Genomic DNA, 13,217 nt, shown 5'->3' with positions numbered 1-13,217 from the left:
TTGCGATGAACCAGAGGAGGAGATACTATGTCACGCAAAGGATTCCTGACCAGTACTGCAATTGTACTGTCGCTCATGGCCGGACAGGCCATGGCAGATATCAAGTTCGGCGCGCTCTATCCGTTCAGTGGGCAGCTTGCCCTGTTGGGCGAAGAAAGCGCGCGGGGGCTTGAGATCGCTGTTGATGAAGTGAACGCCAACGGAGGAGTGCAGGGCGAGCAGATCGTTCTGGAACGTGGCGATGCCGTCGATAACAACCAGGCCATCGGCGAAGCCCGCCGGTTGATCTCGGTTGCTGGCGTCAAGGCGATTTTCGGTACCTACTCGTCGTCGCGGTCGATTGCAGCCAGCCAGGTCGCTGAATTGTCTGGCATTCCCTATTTTGAACTGGGTGCGGTTGCTGACGATGTGACGGGCCGGGGGCTTCAGTACCTGTTCCGGACCAACCCGACCGCCGAAGACATGGGTGAACTCATCGTGCAAATGGTGGTCGACAAGGTCGCACCGGGCCTTGGCAAGGAACCCGGCGATCTGAAAATCGGGATCATCCATGAGGATTCGGCTTATGGAACCTCGGTTGCAGGGCACCAGGAACGCTATGGTGAAGAGGCTGGCCTGAACATCGTCACGACACAGGGCTACCCGGCTTCGACGGTTGATATGTCTTCCATCGTGCTTGATCTCAAGCAGCGCGACGTCGATGTCGTGTTCCAGACCTCGTATCAGAATGACTCGGTGTTGTTCCTGCAACAGGCCAACGAAGCAGGGTTCGAGCCCGCCGCGATCATCGGTGGTGGCGGCGGTTATTCGATGCTGCCAACCGCGGAAGCCGTGGGCAACGACGTGATCGAGGGCGTTCTGGACGCCGATTTCACGCAATACGCGGTGAATACCGACTATACGCCCGGTCTTGAGGCGTTCGTCGAAACTTACAAGGAAAAATACGGCGAAAACCCCCGTTCGGGGCACTCCCTGAACAACTATGTCGGTGCGATGGCGATTCTCGAAGCCCTTGACGGCGCAGAGAATTTTGAACCCGATACCATCGTCGAGGCCATGGCCGGTATCGATGTTCAGGAAGGCGATACAGCCGCTGGATACGGCATCAAGTTCGGCGAGAACAACCAGAACGAACGCGCCTCCATGATGGGGATGCAATGGCAAGATGGCCAGTTGGTCACGGTCTATCCCGACGCGGGTGCCGTGACCGAGATGAAACTCGGTAACTGACTTCCCTGTCAGAAGTGGCTGGCAGTCTTGCCAGCCACTTTCTTGGGCCACGCTCGATAGGAGGGCGCGTTTTGGAAACTTTTATTCAGGTTGTTGTCAATGGTCTGATGCTGGGCGGTCTGTTTGCGATCATCAGCATCGGCCTGACCATGATCTTCGGTATCATCAAGATCGTGAACTTCGCCCATGGCGAATTTCTGATGGCGGGTATGTTCCTGACATGGCTGTTCACCACGAAACTGGGACTGCACCCCTATGCGGCTGTGGTTGTCGTCGCACCCGCACTCTTTGTTCTGGGCGGGGTGACGCAGAAACTGCTGATCCAGCCGCTGATGAATGCACGTGACGAACATATTCAGATATTCGCCACGGTCGGTCTTTCGACCGCGATGATCAACCTTGCACTTCTGATCTACGGGGCCGACATCGCGAATACGCCTGCCTACGGGCTGCGTACACCGTTGGAATTCGGGCCGATCCGGGTCTTGGAGGGACAGTTGTTCATTCTTGGCGCGGCGATCCTGCTCGTGATCGGAATGGAACTTTTCCTGCGCCGCAGTCGCACGGGCCTTGCCATTCGTGCCGTGGCACAAAACCGGACCGCTGCCCAGTTGATGGGTATCAACGTCAACTGGATTTACGTGCTCAGCTTCGGATTAGGGGCCGCCTGCGTCGGTATGGCCTCTGTTCTGGTGGCACCGCTCTATCCGACTTCAAGCAACATCGGCACCTATTTCGTCCTGATCGCCTTTGTCGTCGTCATCCTCGGCGGGTGGGGGTCGATCCCCGGCGCCTTCGTCGGTGCGATGGTGATCGGGCTGATCGACTCGTTGTCCGGATTCTACATCGGGGCCGACCTGCGCGAGGCTGTCGTCTTCGGGGTTTTCCTTGTCATCCTGATCTTGCGGCCTTCCGGGCTTTTCGGATCGAAGCAAAAACTTTCACATATTAGCTGAGGAGAGGGCCATGAAACACATTCTATCCCTTGGCTCGCCCCGTACAGCTTCTTGGGCGGCACCCGCGTTGCTGGCGACCCTGGCGGCGCTGTTCATCACCCCTGTCGTGATCGGAGATGCCTTCGTCTATCACGTCTTTGTCACGATCTGCATCTTCGCGGCACTGTCCACGGCGTGGAATATCGTCGGCGGGTTTGCCGGGCAACTTTCGCTGGGGCATGCAATCTTCTACGGGATCGGTGCCTATGCCGGCGTGATCCTGATGAACATGGGCATCAGCCCATGGCTGGGCATGTTCGTCGGGGCGGCCTTCGCGGCGCTGGCGGCGGTCGTGATCAGCTATCCCTGTTTCCGCTTGCATGGTCCGTTCTTTGCATTGGCCACCATCGCGTTTCTGGAGGTGTTCCGGGTTCTTGCGCTTCACTTCCGTGACCTGACAGGCGGGGCGACCGGCCTGATGATCCCGATCAAGATGGGGTGGGAATGGATGGTTTTCCGCGAACGCCTGCCGTCCCTGATCATCGCCTTTGGCATGTTGCTACTCTGTCTGGCCGTGGCGCAATGGATACGTAGTGGCAAGCTGGGCTATTATCTCGTGGCGACACGCGAGCGGGAGTCCGCGGCCAAGGCCGCAGGCGTGCGAACCGTACAGGTGCGTCTGATCGCGGTGGCGATTTCGGCGGCACTGGCCTCGATGGTGGGCACGTTCCACGCCATGTACCTGACCTTTATCGAACCTTCGTCGATGTTCTCGCTTTCGTTCTCGATCCAGATTGCCATGTTTGCGCTAATCGGCGGGATCGGCACGGTTTACGGGCCGCTTCTGGGGGCCTTGCTTCTGGTGCCGCTTACCGAACTGGCCCGTGGCTGGCTGGGGGCCGAGGCGCTTGGTTTGCATGGGTTCGTCTATGGTGTGATGCTGGTGCTGGCCGTCCTGTTCATGCCCAATGGGATCATGGGCGTGCTGCACCGTTACCTGCAAAAAGACGACGAGGACGAGGAGACCGGCCAAACGCAGGCGGCTCCGGTGGCTGCCGTGCCCCGCGCCGAGCCCGAGCACAAGATGGGCCCTGAGATTCTCCGGGTGGAAAACCTCGACAAACATTTCGGTGGCTTGCATGTGACCAAGGATGTCAGCTTCAATCTGCGTGAAGGCGAAATCCTTGGAATGATCGGCCCCAACGGGGCGGGTAAGACGACACTTTTCAATATGCTGTCCGGCTTCTTGCAGCCCGATAGCGGTAAAGTGACAGTATCGGACAGTGCCGGCAACTTTAGCGCGCCCGTTAGCCCGGCGGATTTTGCCTCGATCGGCGTGGGCCGTACCTTCCAGATCGTTCAGCCCTTCGCGGCAATGACCGTCGAGGAAAACATCATGGTCGGCGCGTTCTATCGCCACCCCGATGTGAATGATGCCCGCGAGGCCGCCCGCGAAACCGCCCACCGCATGGGCCTTGGTCCATGGCTCAATGCCGAAGCGAACGGGTTGACCATCGGTGGTCTCAAGCGTCTGGAAGTGGCCCGCGTCATGGCGATGGAACCGCGTATCCTGCTGCTTGACGAGGTGATGGCAGGGATCAACCAGACCGATGTTCGCCGTGCCATCGACCTAATGTTGTCGATCCGCGATACCGGCGTCAGCATCATCGCCATTGAGCATGTCATGCAGGCGGTCATGTCCTTGTCGGACCGCGTGATTGTTCTCAACTCGGGTGAGATCGTTGCCGAAGGCGATCCACAAGAGGTGGTGCGCGACCCGCATGTGATCGAAGCTTATCTCGGAAAGGGGTTTGCCGATGCTAACTCTTGAAAATATTCACGCAGGCTATGGCGCCACGACGATCCTTCAGGACGTATCCCTGGATGTTCAACCCGGTGAGGTCGTGACGATCGTAGGCGCCAACGGCGCGGGTAAAACGACGACGTTACGTGCCATCGCCGGACAAATCACGCCGACCTCGGGGCACATATACTTCGAGGGTCGCGACATCACCAAGCTTGCGGCGCATGACGTGGTGGATCTTGGTATCACCATGATCCCCGAAGGCCGGCAGCTTTTCCCGGATATGACGGTGCGGGACAACCTTTTGCTGGGGGCGTTCCGCAGCGGGGCGCGCAGTGTGCAGAACGAGACACTGGACTATGTGCTCGACCTGTTTCCGCGGGTCAGCGAACGTCTGGATCAGATGGCGTCGTCCCTTTCCGGTGGGGAACAACAGATGGTCGCCATCGCGCGTGGCATGATGGCCAAGCCGAGGCTCCTGATGTTCGATGAACCTTCGCTCGGGCTTGCACCGATCATCGTCGAGCAGGTGTTCGAGGTGGTCAAGAAAGTCGCGGCCAGCGGGGCAACGGTTCTGATCGTCGAGCAGAATGTTTTCACTACGCTGCAATCTGCGGACCGGGGATATGTCCTTGAAAACGGGGAAATCGCGCTGTCGGACACGGCCGAGGCCCTGCTTTCGAACGATCACGTCCGCCGCGCGTATCTGGGGATATGATTCATGGGAATACGTGAGCAAAACCACCCCGAATTCATCCGCCGCGACAGCCATGCAGGGCGCCGGGTTCTGGTAACCGGGGCGGCCAAGGGGATTGGCCGCGCCATTGCCGAGGGCTTCGCTCTGCGCGGGGCAACCGTGGGCGTGGCCGATATGGATGATGCGGCGATTGCCGAAACCGTCGATTCCATCACGACCGCAGGGCGTGGCCGGGCGATTCCGATGAAAGTGGATGTTGCCGACTACGCCGCGCTTGAAAATGCGCTGGCCAAGGCCGCGGATACGATGGGCGGGGCATTCGATACGGTCATCAACAATGCCGGGATATCGCCCAAGCATGACGGTAGCGCACATCGGGTCTGGGAAATGGACCCGGCTGAATGGTCTCGGGTTGTCGATGTAAACCTGACGGGCACTTTCAACACCATCCGGGCGTTGACCCCGGCCATGCGCGAAGCCGGGCGCGGCTGGATCGTCAATACCTCCTCGGTGGCGGGCAAAACCTATTTCCCGATCGTCGCGTGCCATTATGCGGCGACCAAATCGGCCGTAATCGGTTTCACAAAGCATCTCGCAGGTGAGTTGGGGCCGCACGGTATCCGGGTCAATGCCATGGCGCCGGGCCGTATCGAAACACCGATGGTCAGGGGGGTTGCGCCTGAGGTGAACGAGGAACAGGTGCGCCTGACCCCGCTGTCACGCCTTGGACAGCCCGATGAAGTGGCCGATGTGGCGCTATGGTTAACATCGCCCGAATCCGGGTTCGTGACCGGCCAGACGATTGATGTCGCTGGCGGCTTGGCGATGACCTGACAGCACAACAACAAGAGACAGACACATGGTTTACAAGAACTTCATCGCGGGAAGCTGGGCCGATGGAAACGACGCCACGCGAAATATCAATCCTTCGGATACCAATGATGTGATCGCAGAGTTCGCCCGCGGCTCTGCCGAGGATGTGGATCGTGCGGTCGAGGCGGCCCGCACGGCGTTTCCCGCATGGTCGCGAAGCACGCCGCAACGACGGCATGACATCCTGAAACGCGCTTCGGACGAGGTGATCACAAGGGCTGATGAACTTGGGCGTATCCTGTCGCGGGAAGAAGGCAAGACGCTGGCGGAAGGGATTGGCGAAGCCACCCGCGCCGGTCAGGTGCTTGGCTTTTTCGCTGGCGAATGCCTGCGTACCGGGGGCGAAAGCATACCATCGGTGCGCCCCGGAGTCGGGGTTGAGGTCACCCGTGAAGGGGTGGGGGTGGTCGGGCTGATCACGCCGTGGAACTTCCCTATCGCCATTCCGGCATGGAAGATCGCACCGGCTCTCGCCTGGGGCAACTGCGTTGTTTTCAAACCTGCCGACCTGGTGCCGCATAGCGCCTGGATGCTGACCGATATCCTTGTACGGGCCGGGCTGCCCGAGGGCGTGCTGAACCTTGTGATGGGGCGTGGATCGGTCGTGGGGGAGCGGATGGTGAGCCACCCCGGCATCGACGCGGTGTCCTTTACCGGCTCGGTCAGCACCGGCCGACGGATTGCCGCGGGATGCGTCGGCTCGCAACCGATGAAGAAAATCCAGATGGAGATGGGCGGGAAAAACCCCTTCGTGGTTCTCGATGACGCGGATCTTGACGTGGCCGTTGAGGCCGCTTTGAACGGGGCGTTTTACTCGACGGGCCAGCGTTGTACCGCGTCGTCACGCCTTATTGTGACGGAAGGAATCCATGACCGTTTCATTGAAGCCCTGAGCCAACGGATGACGGCGCTGCGCGTCGGAAACGCCCTGGACGAGGCAACACAGATCGGCCCTGTTGTTGATCAGTCGCAACTGGACACCGACCTTGAATACCTGGAGCGCGGTCAATCCGACGGCGCGCATCTTTTCGCGGGAGGCGGTCAGCCAAGGGTGAACACCCCGGGATATTACTTTGCCCCGGCGCTGTTTACCGAAGTGAAAAGCGACATGGCGATCGCACGCGAAGAAATATTCGGCCCTATTGCTTCGGTGATCCGCGTCCGTGATTACGACGAGGCGCTGGCAGTGGCCAATGATACCGATTTCGGTCTGTCCGCAGGGATCGCGACGACAAGCCTGAAACATGCCGCCGATTTCCGCCGCAACGCCGAGGCGGGGATGGTCATGGTCAACCTGCCGACGGCTGGTGTCGATTACCATGTTCCCTTCGGAGGGCGGAAAGGCTCCAGCTATGGACCGCGTGAACAGGGCGCTTACGCGCGCGAATTCTACAGCACCGTCAAGACCGGCTACACAGCGCATTGAGTTGAAGACCATGACCACGATCACCGGACATACGCGGGTTTACGGTATTCTTGCCGATCCCATCCATCACGTCAAAACGCCGCAGGTGTTCAACGCCCTGGCGCGGGACGAAGGCATTGATGCCGTATTGGTGCCCTTTCATGCGCGCCCCGAAGGGGTGGCGCGCCTGATGGATGGGCTGCGGGCGGCGGAAAACTTCGGCGGGTTCATCGCCACGGTGCCCCATAAATCCACGATTCTGGACCTTTGCGATACCGCCACCGACGAGGCCGTCCGCGTCGGCGCCGTCAACTGCGTTCGGCGCGAGGCGGATGGCCGGATGGTCGGTGCCATGCTGGACGGGATCGGTTTTGTCGAAGGGCTGCGCGGCGCAGGGATCTCCCCCGAAGGAATGCGCGCCTACGTGGCTGGGGCAGGGGGGGCGGCCTCTGCCGTGGCCTTCGCGCTGGCCGGGGCGGGGGTCAAATCCCTGACCGTGGCCAACCGGACCCGGTCGAAGGCCGAGGCGCTTTGTGCCCGTATCGCGCAAACTTATCCTGATCTTGCCCTCTCGACGGACCCAATGGATTTGGCCGAACAGGATTTGATCATGAACGCGACCTCCTTGGGGATGAAGCCGGACGACGCGCTGCCGCTGGACACAGGCCAGCTCCATTCCGGGCAAATCGTCGCCGAGGCGATCATGGACCCCGAGATGACGCCGCTTCTCAAGGCGGCGAAGGCTGCCGGATGCCGTATCCATACAGGCCTTCCCATGCTGCAAAGCCAAATCCGCCTGATGGCACAGCACATGGGGGCGTTGTGATGACAGCCGGGGACGAGTTTCCGGAGCGTCTGCGCGCGGCAACCTCTGATGCGGCTGTCGTCACCGACCCTGATATGATGGCGGGTTACCTGACCGACTGGCGGCATATGTTTACCGGACAGGCGATTGCCGTCTTGCGCCCGGGGTCGACGCAAGAGGTGTCGGCACTGGTGCGGCTCTGTGCCGAGGCAGGTGTCGCCATCGTGCCCCAAGGGGGCAATACCGGCCTTGCCGGCGGGGCCACACCTCAGGGGGATGCGCCGCAGGTGATTCTGAGCCTCGCCCGCATGAACAATATCCGATCGGTCGATCCCGTTGGCCTGTGCATCGAGGCGGAAGCCGGGGCAATCTTGCAATCCGTACGCGAGGCTGCCACGGCGGAGGACCGTCTTTTCCCCGTCAGTCTTGCCGCCGAAGGAAGCGCCACCATCGGCGGGATCATCGCAACCAATGCCGGTGGGGTGAATGTCTTGCGATATGGCATGACCCGCGATCTGGTGCTGGGGCTTGAGGTCGTCTTGGCGGATGGCACGGTGATCGACGCCCTGCGCCCGCTGCGAAAAGACAACGCCGCGCGCTACTGGAAACAACTTTTCATCGGGTCCGAAGGGGCGCTTGGCATCGTGACCGCAGCGACCCTGCGATTGGTGCCACGGCCCTTGCACAGGTCTGTTGCCCTCGTTTCCGTACCTGATGTGCAGACTGCATTGAGCGTATTCAGCCATGCACAGACAGTGCTGGGCGATGCCTTGACGGCTTTCGAACTGATGGAAGCCGCGGCATTGGAGCGGGTCGAGACGCATTTTAACCTGACCCTGCCCGTGCAGTCCGGGGCGTGGTATTTGCTGATCGAAGCAGGCAGCACGTTGTCCGGCCTTGCCGAAACCTCCGAGGCCATGCTGGAAGACGTGTTTGAAAAGGGCTGGGCGACCGATGGCGTTGTGGCATCTTCTGCGGGGCAGGCCGATCACCTCTGGGCGCTACGCGAACATATCACCGAGGCCGAGGCCAAGTCGGGGCGCAGTGTCAAACATGACGTCTCGCTTCCTATCGCGGCCTTTCCCGCATTTCTGGAAGCTTTCGGCACACGCTTGCCAGAGGTCGAAGCCGAAGCAACCCCGAATGTCTTTGGCCATCTGGGCGACGGCAACCTGCACGTCAATGTCCTGTTGCCCAAGGAGGCGGACAGTACAGGGGTGATGCGTTTGGTGCATGATCTGGTTCATGCGCATGGCGGGTCAATCTCGGCTGAGCATGGCCTGGGACAATATCGGGTTGCGGAATGGGAACGTCTGACCGCAAGGGCCGAACAGGTGCTTTTGGGGCGCATCAAGACGGCCCTTGATCCGCAGGGCATCCTGAATCCCGGCAAGGGCCTGTCCATCAAGGAGCACAAAGCGGCATGAGTGAACGCGAGGCACAGGTGTTTGACTATGTCATCGTCGGAGGGGGCACGGCCGGGTGTATTCTCGCCAACCGATTGAGTGAGAACGGGCGGTACAGGGTTGCCCTGCTAGAAGCCGGGGGCGAGGCCGTGAGCCCATGGACGAAGATCCCGGCCGGATTTTACAAGCTCCTGACCGACCCGCATTACAATTGGGGGTTTCATACAGAACCGGAAAAGGCGACCCACATGCGCGAAATCGCCGTGCCCCGAGGCAAGGGGCTGGGCGGTTCAACCCTGATCAACGGGATGATCTATGTGCGCGGGCAACCGCAGGATTACGACCGCTGGGCACAGCTTGGGGCCAGCGGATGGGGCTGGGCCGATGTCGCGCCTGTTTTTCGGCGTATCGAGGCCTATGACGGGCCGGACCCGGACGACCTGCGCGGCAAGCATGGGCCGCTTGCCCTGTGCGAGGTGCGCGAACGTCCCGGCATCGGCGAGGCCTTCATCGACGCCGCCGTCGCCGCCGGCTACCGGCGCAATCCCGACTATAACGGCGCTTCACAGGATGGATTCGGATATTATCAGGTGAACCAGCGGAACGGCAGGCGCATAAGTGCCGCAGATGCCTGGCTCAAGCCGGTGCGAAACCGATCCAACCTGACTGTCTTTACCAGGGCCATGGTGACGGGGCTGGACCTTGACGGCCAACGTGCAACGGGGGTCACGTTCAATCAACAGGGGCAGGAACGCAGTATATGCGCCGGGCACGAAGTGATCCTTTGCGCCGGGGCGATACAATCCCCGCAACTTCTGGAACTCGCCGGTATAGGCGATCCGGAAATCCTCAAAGCGGCGGGAATCCCGGTGCGGGTGGCGAATCCGAATGTGGGTGAAAACTATATTGATCATTTCTGTACGCGAATGAGCTGGCGGGTCTCACGACCCGAAACGCTTAACGAGCAAACACGCGGCCTGCACCTTGTCGGCGAAGTGTTGAAATACGCTTTCAACCGTACCGGCGTCCTGACGTTTGGAACAGGTCTGGCGCATGGCTTTGTGCGCACGCGTGACGGGTTGGAAGGGCCAGACGTTCAGTATTTCTTCATGCACGCAAGTTATGCAAATGCGGCAGAACGAAAACTGGACCGTGAACCGGGCATGACCTTGGGGGTGACGCAGCTGCGTCCTGAATCACGGGGCAGTATCCATATCACCTCGGACGACCCCATGACACCGCCCGCCATTCGCCCGAATTTTCTTGATAGTTCCGAAGATCAGCGGGCCATGGTCGAAGGTATGAAGATCGGCCGCCGGATCATCGAACAAGACCCCATGGATCGCTACAGGATGCATGAGATCGCCCCCGGCCCCGAGTGCCGCAGCGATGCCGATTGGCTGGATTTCGCACGCCGTAACGGACAGACGATTTACCACACGCTAGGCACCTGCCGGATGGGGCCCGAAGGGCAATCCGTCGTCAGCCCCGATTTGCGGGTGCGCGGGGTCAGTGGCCTGCGCGTTGTGGATGCTTCGGTTATGCCCGATATGGTGTCAGGCAACACGCAGGCGGCGGTCATGATGCTGGCGGACCGAGGGGCGGATATCATTCTTGGACGTAACGGTGGCTGATCGGACGGGGCATCCCAAAGTCGATTTGATTTTATGGCGATCCCGCGAGGACTCGAACCCCGAACCTGCTGATTAGAAGTCCCGGTCAGTTGGTTTCGCCGTATCGCGCCAGATTTCGCCGCACTGCGAAAAATCACTTTATTTCAGATATTTAGATTGACGGCTGTTGCGCCTGCCTATCACAAACGACTCCAGATTTTGCTGCACGGTGCTTCCGTATTGCTTCCGGCAGGCAGTCATGAACTTGGAGGTGTTCACAAATGTTCCGGCTCACAAAACGCTCTGTTGAAGCCCTCGAATTGCGGGGCGTGGACTATATCGAATGGGACCGCGACGTGGCCGGGTTCGGGGTGCGGATCTATCCATCGGGCAAGAAGGCCTATCTGGTACAATACCGCAGCGGACGTCGCACCCGGCGCTACACCATAGGATCGCATGGTGTGCTGACCGCCGATCAGGCCCGCGCCGAAGCAAAGCGCCTTCTAGGCGATGTGTTGCGCGGTGAAGACCCTTCAGCAACCCGGCAGGATCGAAGGCAGGCCCCGACAGTCAAGGCGCTCTGTGAGCGGTTTTTGGAATACTACGCGGCGATCCATTGCAAGCCATCAACAAATCGGTCCTACGAAATGCTGATCCGGCTGCATATCAAGCCAGCACTTGGCCCGATGCTGATCCAAGATGTGACCCGCGCAGATGTAGCGGCGTTGCACCTGAAACTGAGTGCTGACGCGCCCTATCAGGCCAACCGGGTTCTGTCGTTGCTGTCTAAGCTGTTCAACACGGCGGAGGATTGGGGATTGCGTGACGAAGGCACCAACCCCGCGCGACGGATCAAGAAGAACCGAGAGGAAGAAAAGAAGCGCTACCTAAGCGACGATGAACAGATGCGCTTGGGCCGTGTTTTGAATGAGTGTCTCGAAGACGGAAGCGAAACCGTCTTTGTCGTGTCGGCCATCATGCTTTTGATGCTGACCGGGTGCCGTCGCAATGAGATCACCACCCTGAAATGGACCTATGTGCATTACACGCACTTGGACCTGCCGGACAGCAAGACAGGCCGCAGGCGCATTCCCCTGCCGCGAGAGGCATATGAAATCCTCATGAACCTGCCCCGAGAGGATGGAAACCCCTATGTGATCCGGGGGCTGACCGAAGATGGACACCTGACAGATTTGGAGCGGCCTTGGCGACGTATTCGAAGCCGGGCCGGGCTGCCGGACGTGCGGTTGCATGATCTGCGACACACCTATGCATCGGTTGCGATGCAGAACGGTATCGATCCCTTCACGCTTAAAGAAATCATGGGGCATCGGAATTTGCAAACCACCCTGCGCTACGCACATCTGGCGGACGACGCCGTACAGCGTGCCGCCGGGTCAGTGGCAAGTCGCTTGGCCGGAGCTATAGGTAAGAGGGGTGGCGAACCACGGCGGCTGCGCGCGGTTAAGTGACCCCGTTACCTTACGTATATGTAGGGCCTTTATATAGGGGCCTATAGATATAGGGATGCTTGGCCCACTGCTGTAACGCGTACGTACGTACGAATAAAAGCCTGTCTACGTACGAGAATTTGCACGCTTCTAATTTCCTACGTACGAACGTACGCGTAAGAAATCAGCCAAATTCATGCTTCGCCGATCTCGGTAAATTTACACATATGACAAGACGGAGGTTGCCCTTGGGTTTCGTCACCGACGAGGAAAGTGAGAAAGCAATTTCGAGGCTGGACCTTGATGAACTTTGGTCCACCTGTGGGCGCGAGGGGCAACCATGTGCCGAGTTTAAATCAGACCTGCGCGATGCTTTGCGTTTCTACAGGCCGGGTCCAGATCGGAAAGCAGCCCTTGGGTGGAAAGAACGCAGTTCAGCTTATAACAAACTGGAAAAATCAATTAGCCGGCTTCGTACTGAGTTGGAAAACCTACATTATCATATTGAGCATGAGATAATTGCATACAACATTGAGAATGAGCCGGAAGGCTTCGAACCATGCTATTCCGGTGAGTATGAGGGGTTGTCCTACGGAGAATTTCGCCTCTGCCGATTGATCGAAGAATTGAAATCTTTTGCAAGTATTACGGACGATGCAAAAAAGCATTTCAGCCGGGGAAGGGGGCGCCCGCCTCAAAATGCGACGTTGACCAGCACGATAAAGGATTTGGGTGATATCTTCGAGAAATACTCAGGCAATTCCCCAATGAAGACTTACACCTATGACGAATCAAATAGCTCGCAACCATATCAAGGGCAGTTTTTCGACTTCCTTTATGCTGTTTTCTGGTCTTTGAATGATCGCGCTTACCCGAGCGGCAACGCGCTTGGAGATGCGGCGAGGCGTGCTTTTGACCTTAAAAAATAGGTCATGGCGGAAATAGCTCAAATCCGGGACATTTACGCCATTAGAATAAACCCGGCTTTACGCTGCATA

11 protein-coding genes are annotated in these 13,217 nt (G+C 59.2%); all 11 read left to right on the top strand.

The annotated features are described in order from the left end of the window. The first annotated feature begins 27 nt into the window (after positions 1 to 27). The 11 genes from RBB32_RS05425 (at position 28) to RBB32_RS05375 (ending at position 13,148) form a co-directional block, all read left to right on the top strand. Positions 28 to 1,230 carry an ABC transporter substrate-binding protein gene (locus RBB32_RS05425; RefSeq protein WP_306151677.1) on the top strand — a complete coding sequence of 401 codons (1,203 nt, stop codon included), beginning with the start codon at positions 28 to 30 and terminating at the stop codon, positions 1,228 to 1,230. 71 nt (positions 1,231 to 1,301) lie between these two features. Further along, positions 1,302 to 2,186, top strand: a complete 885-nt coding sequence (locus RBB32_RS05420; RefSeq protein WP_306151676.1) for a branched-chain amino acid ABC transporter permease — start codon at positions 1,302 to 1,304, stop codon at positions 2,184 to 2,186. A gap of 10 nt (positions 2,187 to 2,196) precedes the next feature. Beyond that, a complete protein-coding gene (locus RBB32_RS05415; RefSeq protein WP_306151675.1) occupies positions 2,197 to 3,996 on the top strand; it encodes a branched-chain amino acid ABC transporter ATP-binding protein/permease in 1,800 nt (599 codons plus the stop codon). After that, positions 3,983 to 4,687 (top strand): ABC transporter ATP-binding protein, encoded by a 705-nt coding sequence (locus RBB32_RS05410; RefSeq protein WP_306151674.1) that lies wholly within the window; start codon positions 3,983 to 3,985, stop codon positions 4,685 to 4,687. Before RBB32_RS05415 ends, RBB32_RS05410 begins: the two co-directional genes overlap by 14 nt. Before the next feature lie 3 nt (positions 4,688 to 4,690). Then, the gene (gene fabG, locus RBB32_RS05405) at positions 4,691 to 5,500 is read left to right on the top strand and encodes a 3-oxoacyl-ACP reductase FabG (RefSeq protein ID WP_306151673.1); all 810 of its coding nucleotides are present in this window, start codon (positions 4,691 to 4,693) and stop codon (positions 5,498 to 5,500) included. A gap of 25 nt (positions 5,501 to 5,525) precedes the next feature. Continuing rightward, positions 5,526 to 6,965: an aldehyde dehydrogenase family protein gene (locus RBB32_RS05400; RefSeq protein ID WP_306151672.1), complete on the top strand. Its 1,440-nt coding sequence runs from the start codon at positions 5,526 to 5,528 to the stop codon at positions 6,963 to 6,965. Between the two features lie 10 nt (positions 6,966 to 6,975). Then, on the top strand, positions 6,976 to 7,770 hold the full coding sequence (locus tag RBB32_RS05395) for a shikimate dehydrogenase (RefSeq protein ID WP_306151671.1): 795 nt from the start codon (positions 6,976 to 6,978) through the stop codon (positions 7,768 to 7,770). Continuing rightward, positions 7,770 to 9,176, top strand: coding sequence for an FAD-binding oxidoreductase (locus RBB32_RS05390; RefSeq protein WP_306151670.1), 1,407 nt, complete (start codon positions 7,770 to 7,772; stop codon positions 9,174 to 9,176). Before RBB32_RS05395 ends, RBB32_RS05390 begins: the two co-directional genes overlap by 1 nt. After that, complete coding sequence (locus RBB32_RS05385) at positions 9,173 to 10,789, top strand: GMC family oxidoreductase (protein WP_306151669.1); 1,617 nt, start codon at positions 9,173 to 9,175, stop codon at positions 10,787 to 10,789. Before RBB32_RS05390 ends, RBB32_RS05385 begins: the two co-directional genes overlap by 4 nt. A 260-nt stretch (positions 10,790 to 11,049) precedes the next feature. Beyond that, complete coding sequence (locus RBB32_RS05380) at positions 11,050 to 12,240, top strand: site-specific integrase (protein WP_306151668.1); 1,191 nt, start codon at positions 11,050 to 11,052, stop codon at positions 12,238 to 12,240. A 227-nt stretch (positions 12,241 to 12,467) separates the two neighbouring features. Further along, positions 12,468 to 13,148: a hypothetical protein gene (locus RBB32_RS05375; protein WP_306151667.1), complete on the top strand. Its 681-nt coding sequence runs from the start codon at positions 12,468 to 12,470 to the stop codon at positions 13,146 to 13,148. Positions 13,149 to 13,217 lie beyond the last annotated feature (69 nt).

It is taken from the genome of Roseovarius sp. MMSF_3281, assembly GCF_030733685.1.
Taxonomy (GTDB): Bacteria; Pseudomonadota; Alphaproteobacteria; order Rhodobacterales; family Rhodobacteraceae; genus Roseovarius.
The sequence above is the reverse complement of the archived record's forward strand: the minus strand, read 5'-3'. Positions and strand labels throughout refer to the sequence as shown.